This window comes from Polyangiaceae bacterium, from assembly GCA_015075635.1.
Taxonomy (GTDB): domain Bacteria; phylum Myxococcota_A; class Polyangia; order Polyangiales; family Polyangiaceae; genus JADJKB01.
This window is the reverse complement of sequence record JABTUA010000003.1, coordinates 1,872,041-1,891,519: the sequence shown is the minus strand read 5'-3', so window position 1 is coordinate 1,891,519 and position 19,479 is coordinate 1,872,041. Positions and strand designations below refer to the sequence as shown.

Below are 19,479 nucleotides of genomic sequence, written 5' to 3'. Positions count from 1 at the left end.
GCGGATGGCGGACAAAAGCCCTGACAAGGTGGTGATCGTCGGCGGCGGCTTCGGCGGGCTCGCTGCGGCCCGCGCCCTCGCCGGCGCGAGCGCGGAGGTGACGCTGGTCGATCGCTCGAACCACCACCTGTTCCAGCCGCTGCTCTACCAGGTGGCCACGGCGGGCCTGTCGCCAGCGGACATCGCCTACCCCATCCGCACGGTGCTCCGGCACCAGGACAACGCCCGGGTGCTGCTTGGCGAGGTCACGCGCATCGACCTCGCGGGGAAGCGCTGCGTGCTCGACGACGGCAGCGCACTCCCCTTCGACTACCTGGTGATCGCGGCCGGCGCCCGCACCAACTACTTCGACAAGGAGCGCGAGTGGAAGCCCCACGCCCTCGGACTGAAGGATCTGGACGAGGCGCTGGAGATCCGGCGTCGCGTGCTGCTCGCCTTCGAGGCCGCGGAGCGCGAAGCGGAGCCGGTGGCCCGCCAGCGCCTGCTCACCTTCGTGGTGATCGGCGGCGGGCCCACCGGGGTCGAGGTGGCGGGCGCCCTCAGCGATCTGTCGCGCACCGTCCTGGCCGACGATTTCCGCACCATCGACCCGAGCATCGCGCGCATCGTGCTGGTGGAGCGCAGCGACCGGCTGCTCTCCGGCGGCTTCGATCCGAAGCTCAGCAAGCGGGCGCTGCGCCAGCTGGTGGAGCTCGGGGTGGAGGTGCGCGTCGGCACCTCCGTCGAGGCCATCGACGGGCGCGGCGTGAGCGTGGCGGGCGGCGAGCGCATCGACGCCGCGACGGTGCTCTGGACCGCGGGCGTCAAGGCCCGCGGCGTCGCGCGCACCCTGGGCACCGAGCTCGACCGGGCTGGCCGCGTCATCGTGGGGACCGACTGCTCGGTGCCCGAGCACCCGAACGTGTTCGCCATCGGCGACATCGCTCACCTGGTGCAGGAGGGGGACGCAGCGCCATTGCCGGGCCTGGCCCCGGTGGCGCTGCAACAAGGCCGCTACGTCGGCAAGCTGATCGCCGGCGGCGGCAAGCGCGGCAAACCCTTCCGCTACGTGGACAAGGGCGTGATGGCCACCATCGGGCGCTCCCGCGCGGTGGCCCAGGCCATGAACGGCTCGCTCCGGATGAGCGGTTTTCTCGCCTGGTGCGCCTGGCTCTTCATCCACATCTGGTTCTTGATCGGCTTCCGCAACCGCGTCAGCGTGCTGGCCAACTGGCTCTGGAACTACGTGACCTACAAGCGCGGCGCGCGGCTCATCACCGGCGAGCGGTCGTGGGATCTCTTGCCGGTGATCGCCGGGCACGCCGAGCCCAAGGCGCTCGCCAGCGACGAGCCCCCGCGCTCGGGTGGCTGAGCTGTATTAGAGTGGCGCCACATGGCCGTCCCGCGCGAGCTGGCGAACGACCCCGCGGTGGCGGGTCCCCTGGGCTCCCTCGGCTTCTCGGTGGTGCGCCCGCACACGCCGACTCTGGCGCTGCGCGCGCTGCGCTGGCAGCGGGACCTCGAGCGGCTCGGTGTGCGCGTCCCCCTGGCAGTGGTGCACGACGTGGGCCTCGTGCTCGCCTGCCCCAACGAGCAGCTCGAGCTCGGACCCCGGGCCCAGCCGGAGGTCGCGGTCGAGGTGACCGGCGCCCCGCCCGCGCTCTTCGTCGGCTACCGGCAGATGATCGAGGAGATCGCCGGGAGCGAGACGGCGCGGCGCGCGCGCTCGCTGCGCATGACCGACGACATCATGGCGGTGCTCCTGGCCCGGATCCTCGGCACCGTGGCCCAGCGCATCCGCATCGCGCCGCCGTATCCCGTCTCGGTGCCCCTCGAGGCCTCGCTGCTCGACGGCATCGACCCGCAGCTGCCGGCGCTGCTCCGGGCGGTGAGCCGCGGCTTCGACGTGGACGCTTTGACGCGGCTCACCGAGGCGCGGCTCTACGTGCTGACGCTGGTGGACGCCCTGGACCTGGACACGCTCCAGCTCTTCGGCATGTTGGGCGGGGACGCAGGCCAGGGCGCGCTCGCGCAGGTGGATCTGCTCGGCGTGCTCGGCGCGCCGGAGGCCAACGACGTGGTGGACTTCTCCCTCGAGATCCTGCCCAGCGTGCTGGAGTCGAAGGCGCGGCCCGGCGCCAGCACCCACGCAGCCTTCGGTTACTCGGGCCTGGCACGCAAGGGCAGCATCGACGGGCTCGTGCTCACGGAGCTGGCCTGGGACCAAGACGAGCTGATGCGCCGCATGGCCGACGACGAGGTGCTCTACTACGCCCGCGAGCAGGCCCACGACGAGGCGCGCCGCATCCACCACTTCTTGATCGACGCCTCCGCGAGCATGCGCGGCGAGCGCGCCACCTTCGCGCGGGGCATGGCCATCGCCTCGGCGAAGAAGCTGCTCCTCTCGGGCGAAGACGTGACCTTCCGCTTCTTCGACTCGCGGCTGTACGAGCCCCACGCCGCCCGCGCCGGTCAGCTGCCGGTGGCCTACCTGCTCTCGTTTCGCGGGGAGCGGGGCCGCAATCCGTCGCGGGTGTTCGCGGAGGTGGAGCGCACGCTGGCCCTGGCCTCCACGCGCGATCCCCGTGAGCCGGTGGTACACATCTTCACGCACGGCGCGCTCTACGTGCCGCGAGACGTCATGGCCGCCATCGGCCGGCGCGCCAAGGTGAGCGGGCTGTTCATGCTGCCCTCGGCGGGTGAGCTCGACCTCGACTACCTCGACCTGCTCGACGCGCACTGGGTGGTGGATCACTCGGCGCTCGCCAGCCGCTCGGCCCGCGCCAAGGAGGCGCGGCGCATCCTGGGCAGCGACGGCCCGAAGCGCGAGGCGACGGCGTGATCCGGCTGTTCGAGAAGCTCTCGGCGCCGGGCTCCATCGAGGACGCCTATTCGAAGGCGCGCCAGCAGGCCGAGCGCGGCCGCTGGGGCGACGCCCTCGAGACGCTGCTGGCCTCGCTCCTGGTCAGCCACGCGCGCGAGCAGAGCTACTCCGCCGCGGTGATGCTGCTGACGGACGCCTTGGAGCGGGCGGGAGAGCACCGCGCCGCGCTCAGCGCGGCCTGGTACACCGGCGACGTCTCGCACCAGACCAAGCTGCTCGAGCGCGTGCCGGCCGTGGACCGCGCACGCACGTTCATGTCCTGGGCCGAAGCCGACGCCTCTCAGCGGGCCAAACACTTCAAGCGCGCGGCGGGCGAGCTGGAGCAGGCGGGCCAGCTGGCGCGCGCCGCGGTGTGCAACGAGCGGGCGAACGACGTGAACGCCGCCCGCGCGCTCTGGTCGCGGCTCGCGCAGCTCGTCGACAGCGCGCGCTCCGACCGCTACGCCGCCGGCCTCTGCCGCTTCAACCTGGCGCGCATGTGCCGGCTGGCGAACGACGCCCGCGGCGCACGCGAGGCGACCATGGCGGCGGTACACCGGCTGGAGGAGGCCGCCGACCGCTTCGAGTCGATGGGGCAGCGGGAGCGCGCGTTCGACTGCTACCACGTGCTGATCGAGATCGGCTCCGCCACGGACACCTTCGAGCACGTGCTGGAAGGCTGCGTGAACGCCATCCGCGTCCTGACCGAGGACAACCTGCGCTACCACGCGCTCCGGCTCTACGAGCACGCGATCAAGCTCGCGAGCTTCGCCGGCGAGCACTCCGCGGCAGCGACGTTGTGCCGCGAGATGACCGACTACGCGCGCCGCCAGGGCCTGCACCGGGTGGCGTCGCGGGGCACGCTGACGCAGGCCGAGCTGTGGGCGAGCGTCGCGGAGCAGACCGCGAAGCGCCAGGGCCCGACGAACCTGGTGGAGAACGCGCTGGTGGCCGGCCTGCTCGCCCAGGCCGAGGCCGGGCAGTACACCAAGGTCGGGCAGATCTACTCCCAGCTCGCCGCGTTGGACGTCGAGTCCTCGCGCCGCGAGCACTACGCCCGGGCCGCGAAGCGCTACACCGACGCGCGCGACACGCCCATCGACGCCAGCCTGCGCGACGAGCGCCTGGGCGAGCACGTGGGCCCGCCCGACGTCTGGCACGTGGACCTGCTCGAGTGGGAGGCCCGCGGCAGCGCCAGCGAGGCCTGCGCCGACGTGCTGCTCGACCCCTCCGAGGACAGCGACCGCATCACCCGGCGCACCGCCCTGGTCGCCCGCCTCGCGGCCCTCGGCGCCGAGAACGCGCCCCCCGGCCAGGCCGCCAAGGCCCAGAGCATCGTCGCCGAGCAGCTGGCGCCCATCGGCCTCTACGGCGTGCTCTCGCCCCTCGAGACGCTCTACGGCAGCGACCTGCCCGGCGTCCGGCTCGCCGCGGTGCGCGCGCTCTCCCGCTATTACTACAAGCGCACCTTCATCACGCTGGAGCGCGCGCTCGTCGATCCGGATCCCGGGGTGGTGAAAGAAGCGGTCGCGGCCCTGGAGCGCCTGCGCTTCGACCACGCCTTCGATCCGCTCTCCCGCATCTACCGCAGCTCTACTCGGCTGGACGCGCGGCTGGCGGCGCTGCGCTCCATCGCGCGCATCGACGCGCTCGAGGCAGCGGAGCTGGTCCTCGGCGTGCTCGAGCACGGCGGGCCGGAGGAGCGGCAGGTCGTGGCCGACGCGCTCAAGGCCGGACGTGGCAACCGCTTCGTCGAGGTGGCGCGCGCCGCCTTCCCGGACGCCTCCCGCGAGCTCAAGGCGACGTTATCGGACGTGCTCCGCGCGCGGGGGCTCTCGCTCTGACTCGACTCTCGCCGTCTCGACATGAGCAGACGACCGAAGGAAGCACCCTCGGGTGTCGCGATCTACCACTGAGATCGAGACCCACGAGAATGCCGGCGAACGCGCTTCGCGACGACCCTTGGAAGTCCCCGGAGGGGGATACCCGGAGGGGTGGGCCGGCGCACTCCGTCGTCAGGTGGAGGTATTCGCCGAGCGCTTCCTGGGCGGGTCTCGACGAGTACCGCGAAGCAGGCAGGGCGCGGCCGCAAGCGCTTGGCGCGAAGGAGCGAAGCTCGAGTCGCCCGCTACTTCTGCTCGAGCAGCTCCCGCAGCTTGTCCACGTTCTTGTGCTCGCCGATCACGATGAAGCGCGAACCGGCCTTCACCACTTGATCGGGCTCGGGGTTGTAGACGTAAGTGCCGTCCTCCTCGTGCAGCGCCAGGACCAAGAGGTTCGTGCGCTGCCGGATCGGGATGGTGCGCAGGGTCTTGCCGGCCCAGCGGGACTCCTCGGGCATCTCCACGAACTCGAAGTTCAAGTCCTTGTCCACCCGCAGGTGATCCAGGAAGGCCGTAGCCTCCGGTCGCACCAGCTCGCTCACGAGCCGGTGGGCGCCGACCCGGTTCGGGCTCACCGTCGAGTCCGCCCCCGCGCGCACCAGCTTCACCTCGTTCTCGATCTCGACCGCTTTGGAGATGATGCGCGCGTCGGGGTTCAGCGTCCGCACCGACAGCGTGATGAACAAGTTGTCGCGGTCGTCCGCCAGCGTCGAGCAGACACCCGCCGCGCGCTTCACGCCCGCGTCCACCAGCGTGTGGTCCTCGGTGGCGTCCCCCACGATGTAGAGCAGCCCGCCGCCGAGCTCGCCGTTCAGGCGCGCCAGCGCCGTCTCGTCGCGATCGGCGGCGACGAAAGGGCGCTTGGTGCTCGCCAGCTCCTCGACCACGTATTTTCCGGTGCGGCCGCAGCCCGCCACCACGAAATGATCGCGCAATGCCTGGATCTTCTTCTGCATGCGTCGTCTCCGAAACGCTCGCCCAATGACGCCTTCGATGAGCAGCGCCGTGAGCGTGGACTGAAAGAAGGCGATGGCGCCGAGGCCGCACATGATCAGCACGCCGGTCGCGAGGCGCACGCCGGTGTGGGACTCGGTGCCGGGCAGCTCCGAGAAGCCGACGGTGGATACGGTGTAGACCGCGTAGTAGACGGTGTCCCAGAAGCTCCAGGTCCCGCCGCCGAGCGACCAGACGACCGTTCCGCCAGCGACGATCACCAGGTTCAAGAGCAGGATCGCCGACAGCACCCGCTTGACGGAGGGATCGACGACGGGCGCCATGTCAGCCGAGCGCAGCGCGAAGCGCGCCCTGGATGTCCGGATGTTGCCACACGTACCCGGCCGCCTTCATCTTCGCCGGGACCACGCGCTGCCCGGTCAGGAGCGGGTCCGCCCCCTCGCCGAAGCGCGCGCGCAGCGCGGCGGCCGGCACCCGCAGCCAAGACGGCCGGCCCAAGGCGCGGCCGAGCTCCCGCGCCAGCTCCGCCTGCGTCAGCGCCTCGGGCGCCACGACGTTCACCGGACCGGACAGGCCCTCGTCGTCGACCGCGCGCGCGAGCATGGTGACCGCGTCGGCGCGGTGGACCCAGGACACGACCTGCTCGCCGCTGCCGATGGGGCCGCCGGCGAACAAGCGAAACGGCTTGGCCATCTCCGCGAGCGCGCCACCCCCGGCGTCGAGGACGATGCCGAGCCGCGCCAAGACCACCCGCACGCCCAGCGCCTCCGCCTCCCGCGCCGCGGCCTCCCAACGCGCGCAGACCTCGGCCAAGAAGTCCGTCCCCGCACCGGCAGTCTCGTCCACGCGCTCGTCGCCCGCTCGCGCGCCGTAGTAACCGACCGCCGACGCCGACACGAGCACGCGCGGCCGCGGCTCTGCGGCCTTCAGCGCCGAGACCACGCGTGCCGTGGTCTCGACTCGGCTCTGCAAGATGCGCTGCTTGGTGCTCTCGGTCCAACGCACGCCCACGGCTTGCTCGCCGGTCAGGTGCACCACCGCGTCCGCCTCGGAAATGACCGACCCGAGCGCGTCCCAGAGCACGGGGCGGACGGCGCTCTCGAAGCCCGCGAGCTGCTCCGGCTTGCGCACCACCACGGTGACCTGCGCCCCCTCCGCGGAGAGGAAGCGCACCAGCGCCGAACCGATGAACCCGGTCGCCCCCGTGACGAGGATGCGTTTTTTCGCCACGAGTCCCGGTGTACCACTTCTTTTGGCCGGGGTTTTGCCCGCGTAGCTGGACGGGGCTTCAAATCGAGTCTACGAAAACGGCCATGACCAAGGCTTCGTTGCTGGGTGTCGCAGTGCTCGCCGCGTCCGCCACCATGGGCTGCGCGGGCAAGCCGGCACCTCCCTTCGACACCCTCAAGACCGCCAACCTGACCGCCTTCCGGCTCCAGAACTACGAGCCTCCGGCCGCCGCCGCGGCGGCGCCGGCGGCGCCGGGCATGCTGCCGGGCCTGCCGCCCGAGATCAGCACCTGGGTGCAGCAAGGCGCGCAGGGTCTGCAAGCGCTCATCCCGCCGGGCCTGCTCCCGCCGGGCATGCTGAACCCCCAGCAGGGCGCCGTCGCGCCGGCCCCGGTTCAGGACACCACGCCGCGCTTCCACGGCTTCCGCATCCTGAGCCAGACCCAGGTCATCGACGAGGATCTGAAGGAAGAGCTCGGCAAGATCCTGGGCAACGACAGCAACTTCGACAACAACCACGCGGCCTGCATGTACGCGGAGATGGGCCTGGCGTTCTCCTCGGGTGGCCCGTCGAACGACGTCTTGATCTCGTTCTCGTGCAACCAGGTGGCGGCGAAGACCTTCGCCTGGCCGCACCCGGCCGCCGGCATGAAGCCGAAGACGGTGCAGAAGCTCGCCGACGTCGTGCAGAACCTCTGGCCGCCGGGCGCGTGACGGCGGTGCCGGCGATCTGGGCGGTGACCGCGTGAGCGGCGTGAACGACACGAGCGGCGCGCGCAGCCTCGCCGCGAACGAGCAGCTCGTCTTGGCCGGGCTCCTGCGCATGCTCGTGCGCCTGGACGGCAAGTTCTCCGACGAAGAGCAGGAGGCCCTGGAAGAGCTCGCCTCGGACTTCGGCGAGAAGACCTTCTGGCAGCTCGTGGACGAAGCGGGCCGGCAGCTCCCGGACGAGGCGGCCATCCGCGATGCCGCCGCCACCATCCGGAGCCCCGACGCGCGCGAACGCATCTACGGGCTCGTGCTCGGCGTCGCGCAGGCCGACTGCATCCAGGGACGCGAGCAGACCCTGCTCGACTTCTTGCGCGAATCCTGGAAGCTCGACGAGCTCGGCCAGGCTTATCGCTGATCTCGCACCACTGATCACGGGCGCGTAGCGCGTCGCGGCCCAGCAAAGTGCCCACTCTGCCCGTCGCGCCCGTGCGCGCCCACCGAGCCGGTCGCGCCCATCGAGCCTGTCGCCTCCGTCGCGACCGTCGAGCCCGTGCGCGCCCACCGAGCCCGTCGCGCCCGTGCGCGCCAGTCGCGCCCGTCGCGCCCGTCGCGCCCATCGAGCCTGTCGCCTCCGTCGCGACCGTCGAGCCCGTGCGCGCCCACCGAGCCCGTCGAGCCTCATCGACTCGCGTCCTTCCCCGCACGCCCAACCGCACCCCCAACCGCACGCCCAACCGCACACTTCGCGCGCGCGGGACGACCCCCTCCCTCTGTCGGAGCCTCATCGAGTCGCGCGTCCTTCCCCGCACGCCCAACCGCACGCCCAACCGCACGCCCAACCGCACACTTCGCTCGCGTGGGACCCCCTCCCTCTGTCGAGCCTCATCGACTCGCGTCCTTCCCCGCACGCCCAACCGCACGCCCAACCGCACACTTCGCTCGCGTGGGACACCCCTCCTTCGAGCTTCGAGCTGCATCGGGTCGCGTGCCCTCCCGAACGCCCGACCGCACACTTTTGCGGCGACGCACCCCTCACCACGTCGCGGACCGGGGGCGGCGGCGCGAGGAACGGAGGTCGGAGCCTACTGGCACGCCACCGTGAAGTAGACGGTGACACGCGCGTGGTCGACCCGGGGCCAGTCGTTGCCCGCGGTGTCGTAGCGTACGCTGAGCGCGGCACCGAAGTCCGCGCTGTTGACGTCCGCCGCCGTCCAGGTGGAGCCCCAGAGATCGCCGGGGCCGCCGTAGCTCGCGTAGCTCAGCGCGGTGCCCCAGGTACCGGCGGCGCTCTTGTCGGTCGCCAAGATGGTCGATCCCTTGACGATGCGGATGGCGTGGTCCTTCAGTCCGACTCCGCTCAACGCTCCGCGCCGCCACTCCACCTGGATGCCGGTGATGGTCGCGAAGGACGGGATCTGAAACCCGAAGTTGCTGGCGACCAGGTACTGGCTGATCTCGCCGCCGACCATGGCGGAGATCTGCGCGACGCTGCTGTCGGCGGCGACGATGTTGCCCGGGTTGCTCCATTGGCGCGTGCCGATGCTGGCGTTGGCCGCGCCGAGCTTCGGGCTGCTCGGGCCTGCGGTCGCGCTGCTGGTGCAGCCGCACTGGTTGGGGGTCCCGCTCCCGCCGCACCAGTTGGTGCCGGTGCAGCCGGCGCAGGTCAGCGTTCCGCCGCAGCCGTCCGGGTAGCTGCCACACTGCACCCCCACGGCCGCGCACGTCGTCGGCGTGCAACCGCAGACGTTGGGGGTCCCGCCGCCGCCGCAGCTCGCGGGCGCCACGCAGGTGCCGCAGGAGATGCTGCCGCCGCAGCCGTCGTCGGTGGTGCCGCAGTCCTTGCCGAGCTGGGAGCAGCTCTTCGGCGTGCAACCGCACTTGAACGGTGTGCCCGCGCCGCCGCAGGTCTCGGGCGCCTGACACCCACCGCAGGTCGCGGTCCCCGAGCAGCCGTCGCTGGGATTCCCGCACTCGGCGCCCAGCGCCGCGCAAGTCTTGGGCGTACACGAGCACTTGTTGGGGACGCCGTCGCCACCGCAGGTCTCGCCGTTGGGGCAGTCCCCGCAGTTTCGCGTCTCGTCGCAGGCGTTGGTGAAGAACCCGCACTCGGCGCCAGCTTGTTGGCAGTTCGGGCATGCGACGCTGCCGCCGCTGCCGCCGCTGCCGCCGCTGCCGCCGCTGCCGCCGCTGCCGCCGCTGGCGCTCGAGCCGCCGGTCCCGGACGTGCCGCCCGCTCCGGCGCCGCCCTGCCCGGCGTCGGTCGAGCTCTCGCTGGAGCCGCCGCTGCCGCAGGCCACACCGAACGAGAGCGACAGGGACGCCGCCACGAGGAGCGCGAGGGTCTTCACGCCAAGAAAACTACGCCAGCAGCGCCCAGCGGCCAAGCTGCAACCCAGGAAGCAGCTCCCTGGCGCGCTCGGGCGCCGCCCGGATCCTCTACTGCCTCCAGTCGGGATCCGGCGCCGCGGCGGGACCCAGCTTCGCGCGCACCTTCGCGGCGACCTTCGGCTTCAGCGCGTCCACGAAGAGCAGCCAGCGGAACGAGTCAGTGAGCACGTCCTTGGCGCCGCGGTAGGTCATGCCGAGCTCCGACTTGGAGCGCGCGGAGTCGTAGAGCAGGTGACCTCCGTCCAGGTCGGCGAGGGCTGCGCGAGTGACCGGCGGGTCGGAGCCCTCGCGCGCGGCTTTCTTTTCGGCCCTTCCTGCGATGAACCGCAGCAGGAACCCCGGCGGGCGGAACACCGAGGGGCGCACGCCGCCGACCTCGTCGAAGAGCGCGGCCACCTGTTGGGGCGTCGCGAGCTCGCCCGTGATCAGGTAGCGCTCGCCTGGACGGCCCTTCTCGAGGGCGATCACGTGGGCGCGCGCCACGTCGCGGACGTCCGTGAAACACACGCCGAGGAACGCCGGGTCCCCCGAGAGCAGCCCCACCAGCGCGCGCGTGGCAGGGGTGAGACGGTAGTCGCGCGGGCCAAACACGCCGCTCGGGTTGAGCACGACGACCTCCGGGCCGCCGCGGGCGGCGCGCTCGAGCGCCAGCCGCTCCTGCTCCACCTTGCCGCGAATGTAGGGGCTCTCGGTGCGCTCCTGACGAGCGCTCTCGTCCAGTGGCTTCACGGGGTCCTTGGCAAAGCCGACGGTGGCGCCGCTGCTGGTGAGCACCACACGCCGGACGCCGTGCTTGTCGGCGGCGTCGAGCACCGCGCGCGTGCCCTCGACGGCAGGGCGCACGATGTCCTCGGGATCCGGGGTCATGTTGCGATGCACGGCGCCGACGTGGATCACGGCTTCGGCGCCCTGCATGGCGCGCTCGACGGACGCGGCGTCGAGCAAGTCCCCCTCCCGTACCTCGCACGGGACTCCGTCGAGCGCGCGGCGGTCCGAGCCCGGGCGCACGAACGCAATGGCGGAAGCGCCAGCCTCGTGCACCGCCCGCACCACGTGGCTACCGATGTGCCCGTTCGCCCCCGTCACGAATACACGCATCGCCTCCTCCTTCACACCCAGCGTCGCGACAATCCGCCGCAGGGGCTTCGCGGCGCAATCGCAGATTGTGCGGGCGGCGATCGTAGGGACCGAGCGCACGGAAACGGCACAGCGGTGGCTCGCGTCCGCCGGGCCGCGGCTCAGCTCTCGTACCGGATCAGCACGTTCCCCGAGGCGTCGAGCCCCGGCGGGACCACGAAGATGCGCTCGCCGGCCTCGGCGCGCGCGCACAAGGTGGCGAGGCGCTCGGCGTCGGTGGCCGGGATCTTCTCGGAGAAGGGTCCCGCGGGACGGCGGGCCATCGCGCCAGTCCAGGCCGCGGCGTCGGTGAGATCGCTCTCGTACACGAAGCTCTTGGCGCGAAACTCGTGGGTGCCCGGCACGGACGAGACGACGCGTAGCGGTCCCATGCGCGTGTGGACGCGCACGGCCGGGCTCGCCCACTGCGCGACGCCGCGTAGCCGCTCTGCGCGCATGATCTTCAGCGTGAGCGCCTTGACCCAGGCGCCGGCCAGGATCTTCGGTACCAGGCTGAGCAGGGAGACCCCGATGAAGGTGCCGGGCTCCACGGTCGGGGCGGCGTAGTAGGCAGCGGCGATCGCCACGTCGTCGGGCTGAAGGTTCAGGCGCTTGCGCGTCGGCACGTCCAGGAAGCGACCGGGGCAGACCAGGAGCCCGATGGCGCCGGGCAGGAGGTAGAGGTCGGAGAGCACCCAGCCCGGCAGGGTGAGATCACCGGGAAACGCCAGCGCGTTCGCGTCGCGGTAGCGCTCGACCAAGGTGGGGTGCTGCTCGGCGGCGTAGAAGGTCGCAGGACAGCCAGCGGGCGTGAGGTCGAGGGAGTCTCGGTTCGCCTGCGAGCCCAGCGCGGCCAGCTTCACCTCGGTGTGGCGCGCGAAGAAGTCTCGGGCCAGCTCATCCATCGTCGGGCTCTCCGAGGATGTCGGCGCGGACGGCCGCGAGCCTGCTGTCCTCGGGGATGCGCAGCAGATCCCGCACTCCGGGCGCGTGGCAGACGAGGCAGCGCGAGGCCCCGCCGGCCTTCTCGCACAGCTCGCCCATGCCGAGCTCGATCACCTGCATGCCCAGGGCCGCGACGCGGTCCTTCACCCGCTTCGGGACCACGCTGGGCGCGAGCCAGCGCTTTCCGATGGGCAGGCCGTTGGTGGCGTAGCAACGGATCTCGTCCTCGCTCACCGGCTCGAGGCGCGCGCCCCCGAAGCGCTCGACCAGGCGCTCGAGCCCGTCGCCCACCAGCACCTCCTGGCAGACCAACATCTTGTCGGCCGCGGGCAGCGGCAAGACCGCCATGTTGCCGTGGAAGGCCGGCTGGCGGAGCTCGAGCACCAGCACCTCGCCGTCGAAGTGCTGGAGGGCGGCGGTGAGCCCGGCGCGATCGGTGCGGCCACCGTAGAAGAGCAGCGTGGCGCCGTCGAACGACGCGACGTCCCCCTGCCCCTCCCAGGTCCCAGCGCCCGGATCGATGACCTCGAAGCCGAGCGAGCGCGCGAAGGGCTCCCAGTGCTCGCGCTCGCGCGCGCGGTGCGGCGCGAACATGCGCGGCAGGAGGAAGCGCGGCCTCTCGCCCGGGGCCTTGGGCGGCAGCACGTGGCCGGCCTCCGCCGCGTAGGGCAACCCGGTCAGGGTCTCGTCGCCGGGGGGTAGGACCACCACCGTCGCGCCCGCCGCCTCGATGGCCTCGGCCAGAGCGAGCCACTCCTTGCGCGCCCGCAGCGGCGCCACGGGCGCGGCGGCCTGGCTGCGGAAGTTCGCGCGCCCGCGCAGCGCCCAGCGACCGTCGGGCGGGGACATCAGGTAAACGTCGCGGTTCGTCACGGGCCGAGTCTATTCGGCAGCCTCGCTCCGACCAAATTGGCCGAAAAGCGCGACTCGCCGTACCGTTCGCGGAGCGCATGCGTGCCCTGCTCCCCGCCCTGGCCCTCTTCGCCGCGAGCTCCTGCGGCCCCGCTGCCCAGCCCGAGCCGATGACCCCGGCGCCGAGCGCCCCCGCACCGGCTCCGAGCCCCGCGAGCGCCGCGGCCGAGCCCGCGCCCTCCGAGGCGACGGCACGACCCGCCGACCCAGCGCCTGCGAGGAAGCCGTTCACCCTCGCCAGCGTGGCCCCGCCCCACAAGCGCTCCGCACGGCCCGGCGACGGCGAGTGGAAGCCCGTGCCCGAGGTCGGCGAGTCCGAAGGCGAGGCCCTCGCGCTCAAGACCACGCTTCACCCGCATCCCATCCGCAAGGACGTCGAGGTCGTGGTGATCGCCTTCGACCTCGCGCGCAGCGAGCTGGTCTGGGTCGCCGGCGCTCGGGAACCGGAGAGCAAGACCGCGCCCGCGGACAAGCGCCACGGCCTGGTGCCCTCCGCGGATCATGCGCGGCTGCTGGCCGCGTTCAACGGCGGCTTCATGACCAAGCACGGCAAGTTCGGCGCCATGCTCGACGGGGCCGAGTTCCTGCCTCCGCGGGAGGGCGCCTGCACCATCGCCATCACCAAGAGCGGGGCGGTGAAGGTCGCGCCCTGGGAGGAGCTCGCGCCGAGCGTCGCCGAGCTCTCCGCCTACCGCCAGACGCCGCCCTGCCTGCTCCACAAAGGCGAGCCGCACGCGGCCGTGCGCAGCGATCACAAGAAGTGGGGACTGTCCGCCGAGGGCAAGTTCGAGATCCGGCGCACCGCGCTGGGCATCGACCCGAGCGGCCGCGTGATGTTCTTCGGGCTGGGCGAGTGGGTCGAGCCCAAGGATCTCGAGCTGGCGATGCGCGCCGCCGGCGCCACCACGGCTGCGCAGCTCGACATCAACTGGAGCTACACGCGCTTCAACTTCTACGCGAAGAACGACGACGGCAAGCTCGAGGTCAAGAGCACGCTGGTCCCGAAGCTCGTCCACACCAAGAGGAGCTACGTGGCCGACGTCGCCGAGCGAGACTTCTTCTACGTGAGGAAGAAGCAGCTCTAGATCTGGTCGGCCTAGTTGCCCTGACACTCTCCGTCGATGCAGACCTCGCCGGTCGGGCACTGCGAGCTCGCGTTGCACTCCGAGCACTTGTACTCGCCCGTCAGGCAGTGCGGCTTCTGCGTGTCCTTGCAGTCGGTGTCGGCGGTGCACTCCTCGCAGCGACCCGTCGCGGCGACGCACGCCGGAGTACCCTGGTCCGTGCAGTCGGTGTTGGAGACGCACTCCACGCAGATCCCCGCCTGGGTGTTGCACACCGGCTGCCCGCCTTGGGTGCAGTTGGCGTTGGAGGTGCAGGTGGGCTGACACTCACCGCCGGGCGAACAAGACTGCCCGGTCGGGCAGTTGGCGTTGGTCAGACACTCCACGCAGTCGTTGGTGACCGTGTTGCACTTCTGCCCGTTCTGGCAGTTGGCGTCGCTCACGCACTGCACGCACTGGCCGGTCGAGGTGCACTGCGACTGCCCGGCCTGCGTGCAGTCGGTGTTCGTCTTGCAGTCCACACACGACTTGGTGGTGGTGTTGCAGAACGGGTTGCCGGTGTTGGCGCACTGGGTGTCACTGCTGCACTCGACGCAAACACCGTTGTCACACACCGGGTTGCCGCCGCCGCAGGTGGCGCCGCCGTCTCCACAGGCGTTGTTGCACGGCTTCGAAGGCGCGCACTTCTGCCCCGTCGGACAGTCCTTGTCGGCGCTGCACTCGACGCACTGCTTGGTCGCTTGATCGCACACGCCGTTGCCTGCGCAGTGGCCGTCGTTCGCGCACTCGACGCAGAGGTTCGTGGCCGGGTCGCAGAAGGGCAACCCGCCAGGACAGAGCCCGCAGTTGCCGGTGCCCGTGCCACCCGTGCCCGCCCCGCCCGTGCCGGTGCCGCCGGTACCCGTGCCGGCGGTGCCTCCGGTGCCAGTGCCTCCGGTGCCGGTGCCTCCGGTCGCCGACGCGTCGCCCGCCGTTCCACCGCTGCCCGCGCCGCCGGTACCGGAGCCTCCGGATCCCCCGGAGCCGGTGGACGTCGATCCGTCGTCGCCGCCGCACGCGGCGAAAGCGAAAACCCCCAGAAGCGATGCGAAGGCGAAGCCGCGAGCGATCATTGGTGCCCCTTTGGTTAGAGTTCGGCGCCCTGGGGTGGTAACCGAGCCAGACTTTCGCAGGCATGCCGCTCCCTCCCGTCGTCATCGAGCTCGGCCCGGCCGACTCGGCCTCACCCCACGCAGCCGCTCTCGTGCGTGCCTGCACCGAAGCGGTGGCCGACGGCGAGTGCCGCGCCGGAGTCACCACCGAGGCGGGCGCCCGCGCGGTCGTGATCGTGTCATGGGACCCGGAGCGGCGTCAGGCCCGCGTCGAGATCGGCACGACCCGGGCGGGAAGAGACCGCTGGGTCAGCCGGCGCCTCGAGTTCAAAGCATCGGATCCGGAGCCCGAGCGCTGGCGCGCGGTGGGCTTGGTGGTCGGCGCGCTGGTGGGTGAGGCCGAGCGCGAAGCGGAGCAAGAGAAGCCCTCGACGCCGCCGCCAGCGAAGCCGGCGCCCAACCCGACACCGGCGCCAGCGCCCTCGCCGCCAACGAGGCCACCCGCACCGGAGCCGACCCGCGACGCTACCCGCCTGTGGCTCGGCGTCGATGCCATCGCGGGTCCGGCCCTCGACGACGGGATCTGGCGATTGGGAGCCGGGGCCCTCGCGATCTACGACGTCCCCGATTTCCCGGTGCTGGGCTCGATCGCCGCGCGCTATGTCGCCCGCGCCGCCGACGACCGCGACGTCGAGGCTCGCTGGCTCGGCGTGTCGCTGGGGCTCGGCCTGCACTATCGGCCGATCCCGTGGCTCAGGCTGGAAGGTCGGGGCGAAGCCGTGCTCGAGCGGATCGAGGCCTCGGTCGGCGGGGCGCGGCGCGACGACGCGGGTCGTTGGTACCCCGGGATGCGCCTGGTGCTCGGCGCCGGCCCGACCCTGGGCGACTGGGGCGTGCTCGTCGCCGCGGCCGAAATCAGCGCGATCAGCCAAGGAACGCTGATCACGCTGGAGAACCAGGCGGTCGGCCGCGCACCTCCGCTCACATGGGCGCTATCGCTCGGCGCCCGGCTGCGGCTGTTCTGACCCTGCCTGCCGGCCGCCGCGCCGGTTACCCTATCCACGATGAGCCCCGCTCGGCGCAACAAGCCGTGGCTTCGCCCGGTGCCCGACGCGCCGGCGAGCGCCCCCGCGCGGGCGCCCCTGGGCGACGCAGAGATCATCGAGGCGGTGGTCTGCGGCGATGGAGCGGTGTCCGGGGAGCTCTACGACCGGCTGGTGACCACGGTGGATCAGACGCTCTACCGCGTGCTCGGGCGCCGTGAGTCGGATCACGAAGATCTAGTGCAGTCGGCGTTCGAGCAGATCGTCAAGACGCTGGCCAACCGGCGCTTCGCCGGCGCTTGCAGCTTGCGCACCTGGGCCTCGAGCGTGGCGACCCACGTCGGCTTGAACGCCCTGCGCTCTCGGCGTCGCGAGCGGGGTGTGTTCGACCGCTCGGAGGTGGACGCGCCGGAGTCGACGGCGGGCATCGACAACCCCGAGCGCGAGGCCACGCTGCGCCGCGAGCTCGATCGGGTCCGGGCCCAGCTCGCCGAGATGAGCCCCGCCCGCGCAGAGGCGCTGCTCTTGCACGACGTCCTCGGCCACGACCTGGCCGAGATCGCCGCCCTCACCGGTGTCAGCATCGCTGCCGCGCAGTCGCGCCTCGTGCGCGGGCGTCACGAGCTGATGGATCGCATGGGGACCGGGAAGGCAGGTCGCTCGTGACCGATCGTCCCTCCACGCCGGACCTGCTCCGCAGCTGGGCTCGCGCGCCGATCCCGGTGGAAGAGAGCCAGGACGGCGAAGAGCGGCGGGCGCGTGTGGTGAGCCAGCTCGCGCGCACCATCCGCGAGTCGAAGCTCGAGCGCGAGCGCAAGCAGCGGAGCGGCCGCATCGCGGCGGTCGTGGCCATGGCAGCGGTCGTCGCGCTCCTGGTCGGTGGTCTCTGGCGCGGCGTTGGCGCGCGGAGCGCCACCCCGAGCGCCAGCCTGCGACCGAGCACGCCGGGCGTGCTGGTCAGTCGCGGCGCGGAGTCCCACGTTCCGGCGGTGAACGCCGATCGGGCGCTGGGCGCCGGCGACGTCGTCAGCACCGTGGCCGACGCCCGCGCGACGCTCCGCCTGGGCAGCGGCGCTGAGGCGAGCGTCGCGCCGAGCACGCGCGTCACCCTGTCGAGCGTAGCGGCGGGCAGCGAGCAGCTCGAGCTCGGCATCGGCGAGGTCGCGCTGCGCGTCCCGCCGCTGGGCGAGCGCGGCAGCTTCCGTGTACTGACGCCCGACGCGCGGGTGACCGTGCACGGCACGGCCTTCGTCGTGCGCGTCACGAAGCGCCACGACGGCGCCGGCACCTTCACCGAGGTGAGCGTGAGCGAAGGCCGGGTCTCCGTGGAGCAGGGCGGCTCCGAGGTCTTCCTGGCTCCGGGCCAGAGTTGGAGCTCGCAGCCGAAGGAGGAGAAGGCCGCCGCCCCCGAGCCCACACCTGCGCCTGCACCTGCCTCCGCTCCGACTGCACCGGACAAGCACGCAGCAGCCAAGCCGTCGGTCAAGCACGCCGCGAACGACGCCTCGGCGCTCGCGGAGCAGAACCGCCTGTTTGCCGCCGCCGCCGCCGCGCGCCGCAGCGGCGACGACCGCACGGCGCTCGCTCACCTGAACCAGCTGCTCGCGCAGTACCCCCAGAGCCCGCTCGCGCCCGAGGCCCGCGTCGAGCGCTTCCGCACGCTCAAGCGCCTGGGCCAGCACGCCGAAGCCGCGCGCGAGGCTCGCCGCTACTTGCTGGACAACCAGAGCGGCGCGGCCCGTGACGAAGCCCGCGGTGTGGCGATCGAGCCCTCCGGCAAGTGAGACCCTTCACTCGCAGTGACGCTCGCGGCCCACTCGCTTCGTGCAGGATGCCTCACGTCAACCGCAAGTGCGACGCTTCACTCGCAGTGGTGCTCGGCCAGATCGCACGTCTGGCCCGACTCGCAGTGCCCGTCGCTGAGGCACTCGACGCACTCGCTCTCCTGCGAGCAGAACTGCTTGTCGGCTCTCGAAGCGCAGTCCGGGTCGCCCTTGCACTGCCTGCACTTGCCGAGCACACAGAGTGGCTCGTCACCGCTCGAGCAGTGCGCGTCGTTGCCGCACTCGACGCAGGTCCCCGTGGGCAGATCGCAGTGTTTGCCGAGCGGCGTGCACTCGGCCTCGCCCGTGCAGGCCTCGCGGCACTCGCCGCCGGGATCACAGGCCTTGCCGGCCTCCTTGCAGTTCTCCGGAACCAGGCAGGCCACGCAGCGGCCGAGCGCCACGTTGCAGAACAGCTTGTCCCCCGAGCACTGGGCGGAGCTCGTGCACCCGCCCGTCGCGCCGCCACTTCCCGTGGCTCCACCGCTGCCCCCCGTGGCCCCCGCGTCCCCGCTCGCCGGCAGGAGCGCCAGCTCCTGGTCGCTGCCGCAGGCCGCGAGGAAGGTCGCGAGGACGAGCCAGCGCATCTGGCCCGAAGCATAGCGCGAACGCGGGCGCTTGCCGCCGATTCGCTCCTGCCTGCCGCTCCTCCGCTCCGGTTACTACCCCCCCAAGGAGCCCATGCGGCGCTCCAAGGAGACCCATGCATTCCCTGAAGACTTGGTCTGGCTTGCGCGGCGTCGGCGCCACCTTCCTGGCGCTCACGTTCGCTTTCGCGTGTGGCAGTGACGACGACGACGGCGGCCTCGGGCTCGGCAACCAGGCCGAGTGCAAGGTGAGCGCCGACTGCAAGGGCAACAACGAACCGTATTGTCTGGAAGGGCGCTGCGTCGAGTGCTCCAGCAACACGGACTGCACCGATGCCGGCACCGTGTGTGACGGCGTCACCGGGCAGTGCAAGGCGACCTGCACCTCGGCCGCGCAGTGCAGCGGCGACAACCCCATCTGCTCGGACAAGCGCGGCGTATGCGTGCGCTGCCAAGGCGACGCCGACTGCAGCGGGGGCGATCCGTTCTGTAACGCCGCCATCGATCGCTGCGTCGAGTGCAAGTCCGACAACGACTGCGGCGCGGCTTCGCCCATCTGCGACATCCTCGACGGCGAGTGCCGGCAGTGTATGCAAAACTCCGACTGCCCCAGCGCCACCCCGACCTGCAGCGACCATCACTGCATCTCGACCTCCTGCTCCAGCAACGCGCAGTGCGGCGGCGACCGCCCGTACTGCAACGTCGAAGCAAAGGAGTGCGTCGAGTGCCTGACCGACGAAAATTGCGGCGGCGGCGGGGATCCAGCCTGCAACCCGCAGAACGGACGCTGCGTCGAGTGCACGAACGACACGCACTGCGACCAGGGGCAGACCTGCGACGTGCAAGAGCACAAGTGCCAGGGCTGACGGGATGAGCCTTCCGAGCTAGCCT

18 protein-coding genes are annotated in these 19,479 nt (G+C 71.8%); 10 read left to right on the top strand and 8 right to left on the bottom strand.

Annotated elements, in window-relative coordinates; all coding sequences use genetic code 11:
- Positions 1-4: 4 nt before the first annotated feature.
- From HS104_39115 to HS104_39105, 3 genes are read left to right on the top strand one after another with little or no spacing between them, the layout of a single operon-like run.
- Complete coding sequence (locus HS104_39115) at positions 5-1,351, top strand: NAD(P)/FAD-dependent oxidoreductase (GenBank protein MBE7485971.1); 1,347 nt, start codon at positions 5-7, stop codon at positions 1,349-1,351.
- A gap of 21 nt (positions 1,352-1,372) precedes the next feature.
- Positions 1,373-2,821 (top strand): hypothetical protein, encoded by a 1,449-nt coding sequence (locus HS104_39110; GenBank protein ID MBE7485970.1) that lies wholly within the window; start codon positions 1,373-1,375, stop codon positions 2,819-2,821.
- Positions 2,818-4,686 carry a HEAT repeat domain-containing protein gene (locus HS104_39105; GenBank protein ID MBE7485969.1) on the top strand — a complete coding sequence of 623 codons (1,869 nt, stop codon included), beginning with the start codon at positions 2,818-2,820 and terminating at the stop codon, positions 4,684-4,686. The genes HS104_39110 and HS104_39105 overlap by 4 nt, the downstream gene beginning before the upstream one ends.
- Positions 4,687-4,970: 284 nt before the next feature.
- Here HS104_39105 and HS104_39100 read toward each other — a convergent pair whose 3' ends face one another.
- Together HS104_39100 and HS104_39095 are read right to left on the bottom strand one after the other, a co-directional pair.
- The gene (locus HS104_39100; GenBank protein ID MBE7485968.1) at positions 4,971-6,002 is read right to left on the bottom strand and encodes a potassium channel protein; all 1,032 of its coding nucleotides are present in this window, start codon (positions 6,000-6,002) and stop codon (positions 4,971-4,973) included.
- Between the two features lies 1 nt (position 6,003).
- Positions 6,004-6,909, bottom strand: coding sequence for a TIGR01777 family protein (locus HS104_39095; protein MBE7485967.1), 906 nt, complete (start codon positions 6,907-6,909; stop codon positions 6,004-6,006).
- 83 nt (positions 6,910-6,992) lie between these two features.
- On the opposite strand from HS104_39095, the gene HS104_39090 reads away from it, so the two are divergent.
- Positions 6,993-7,622, top strand: coding sequence for a hypothetical protein (locus HS104_39090; protein MBE7485966.1), 630 nt, complete (start codon positions 6,993-6,995; stop codon positions 7,620-7,622).
- A 40-nt stretch (positions 7,623-7,662) separates the two neighbouring features.
- A complete protein-coding gene (locus HS104_39085; GenBank protein MBE7485965.1) occupies positions 7,663-8,034 on the top strand; it encodes a hypothetical protein in 372 nt (123 codons plus the stop codon).
- A gap of 667 nt (positions 8,035-8,701) precedes the next feature.
- Here the strand turns inward: HS104_39085 and HS104_39080 are convergent.
- The 4 genes from HS104_39080 to HS104_39065 form a co-directional block, all read right to left on the bottom strand.
- Positions 8,702-9,967, bottom strand: a complete 1,266-nt coding sequence (locus tag HS104_39080; protein MBE7485964.1) for a hypothetical protein — start codon at positions 9,965-9,967, stop codon at positions 8,702-8,704.
- Between the two features lie 88 nt (positions 9,968-10,055).
- Complete coding sequence (locus tag HS104_39075; protein ID MBE7485963.1) at positions 10,056-11,105, bottom strand: NAD-dependent epimerase/dehydratase family protein; 1,050 nt, start codon at positions 11,103-11,105, stop codon at positions 10,056-10,058.
- Positions 11,106-11,245: 140 nt separating this feature from the next.
- The gene (locus HS104_39070) at positions 11,246-12,028 is read right to left on the bottom strand and encodes a hypothetical protein (protein ID MBE7485962.1); all 783 of its coding nucleotides are present in this window, start codon (positions 12,026-12,028) and stop codon (positions 11,246-11,248) included.
- A complete protein-coding gene (locus HS104_39065) occupies positions 12,021-12,917 on the bottom strand; it encodes an amidinotransferase (protein MBE7485961.1) in 897 nt (298 codons plus the stop codon). Before HS104_39065 ends, HS104_39070 begins: the two co-directional genes overlap by 8 nt.
- A 101-nt stretch (positions 12,918-13,018) precedes the next feature.
- On the opposite strand from HS104_39065, the gene HS104_39060 reads away from it, so the two are divergent.
- Entirely contained in the window at positions 13,019-14,065 is a 1,047-nt protein-coding gene (locus tag HS104_39060) for a hypothetical protein (GenBank protein MBE7485960.1), read from the top strand.
- Between the two features lie 11 nt (positions 14,066-14,076).
- Here the strand turns inward: HS104_39060 and HS104_39055 are convergent, their stop codons facing one another.
- Positions 14,077-15,156: a hypothetical protein gene (locus tag HS104_39055; GenBank protein MBE7485959.1), complete on the bottom strand. Its 1,080-nt coding sequence runs from the start codon at positions 15,154-15,156 to the stop codon at positions 14,077-14,079.
- A 62-nt stretch (positions 15,157-15,218) separates the two neighbouring features.
- Between HS104_39055 and HS104_39050 the strand changes: the two genes are divergently transcribed.
- From HS104_39050 to HS104_39040, 3 genes are read left to right on the top strand one after another with little or no spacing between them, the layout of a single operon-like run.
- Positions 15,219-16,160, top strand: a complete 942-nt coding sequence (locus HS104_39050; protein ID MBE7485958.1) for a hypothetical protein — start codon at positions 15,219-15,221, stop codon at positions 16,158-16,160.
- A 39-nt stretch (positions 16,161-16,199) separates the two neighbouring features.
- Positions 16,200-16,844, top strand: coding sequence for an RNA polymerase sigma factor (locus tag HS104_39045; GenBank protein ID MBE7485957.1), 645 nt, complete (start codon positions 16,200-16,202; stop codon positions 16,842-16,844).
- On the top strand, positions 16,841-17,962 hold the full coding sequence (locus HS104_39040) for a FecR domain-containing protein (protein MBE7485956.1): 1,122 nt from the start codon (positions 16,841-16,843) through the stop codon (positions 17,960-17,962). The genes HS104_39045 and HS104_39040 overlap by 4 nt, the downstream gene beginning before the upstream one ends.
- 77 nt (positions 17,963-18,039) lie before the next feature.
- Here HS104_39040 and HS104_39035 read toward each other — a convergent pair whose 3' ends face one another.
- Positions 18,040-18,588, bottom strand: coding sequence for a hypothetical protein (locus tag HS104_39035; protein MBE7485955.1), 549 nt, complete (start codon positions 18,586-18,588; stop codon positions 18,040-18,042).
- Positions 18,589-18,704: 116 nt separating this feature from the next.
- Here HS104_39035 and HS104_39030 point away from each other — a divergent pair, with 116 nt between their 5' ends.
- Entirely contained in the window at positions 18,705-19,454 is a 750-nt protein-coding gene (locus tag HS104_39030) for a hypothetical protein (protein ID MBE7485954.1), read from the top strand.
- The last annotated feature ends 25 nt before the right edge of the window (positions 19,455-19,479 follow it).

Excerpts from the sequence above, each read along its gene's own strand:
- HS104_39055 (MBE7485959.1), bottom strand. The coding sequence starts at position 15,156 with ATGATCGCTCGCGGCTTCGCCTTCGCATCGCTTCTGGGGGTTTTCGCT.
- HS104_39035 (MBE7485955.1), bottom strand. The coding sequence starts at position 18,588 with ATGCGCTGGCTCGTCCTCGCGACCTTCCTCGCGGCCTGCGGCAGCGAC.
- HS104_39045 (MBE7485957.1), top strand. The coding sequence starts at position 16,200 with ATGAGCCCCGCTCGGCGCAACAAGCCGTGGCTTCGCCCGGTGCCCGAC.
- HS104_39030 (MBE7485954.1), top strand. The coding sequence starts at position 18,705 with ATGCATTCCCTGAAGACTTGGTCTGGCTTGCGCGGCGTCGGCGCCACC.
- HS104_39065 (MBE7485961.1), bottom strand. The coding sequence starts at position 12,917 with ATGTCCCCGCCCGACGGTCGCTGGGCGCTGCGCGGGCGCGCGAACTTC.
- HS104_39075 (MBE7485963.1), bottom strand. The coding sequence starts at position 11,105 with ATGCGTGTATTCGTGACGGGGGCGAACGGGCACATCGGTAGCCACGTG.
- HS104_39090 (MBE7485966.1), top strand. The coding sequence starts at position 6,993 with ATGACCAAGGCTTCGTTGCTGGGTGTCGCAGTGCTCGCCGCGTCCGCC.
- HS104_39070 (MBE7485962.1), bottom strand. The coding sequence starts at position 12,028 with ATGGATGAGCTGGCCCGAGACTTCTTCGCGCGCCACACCGAGGTGAAG.
- HS104_39115 (MBE7485971.1), top strand. The coding sequence starts at position 5 with ATGGCGGACAAAAGCCCTGACAAGGTGGTGATCGTCGGCGGCGGCTTC.
- HS104_39110 (MBE7485970.1), top strand. The coding sequence starts at position 1,373 with ATGGCCGTCCCGCGCGAGCTGGCGAACGACCCCGCGGTGGCGGGTCCC.
- HS104_39050 (MBE7485958.1), top strand. The coding sequence starts at position 15,219 with ATGCCGCTCCCTCCCGTCGTCATCGAGCTCGGCCCGGCCGACTCGGCC.
- HS104_39100 (MBE7485968.1), bottom strand. The coding sequence starts at position 6,002 with ATGGCGCCCGTCGTCGATCCCTCCGTCAAGCGGGTGCTGTCGGCGATC.
- HS104_39060 (MBE7485960.1), top strand. The coding sequence starts at position 13,019 with ATGCGTGCCCTGCTCCCCGCCCTGGCCCTCTTCGCCGCGAGCTCCTGC.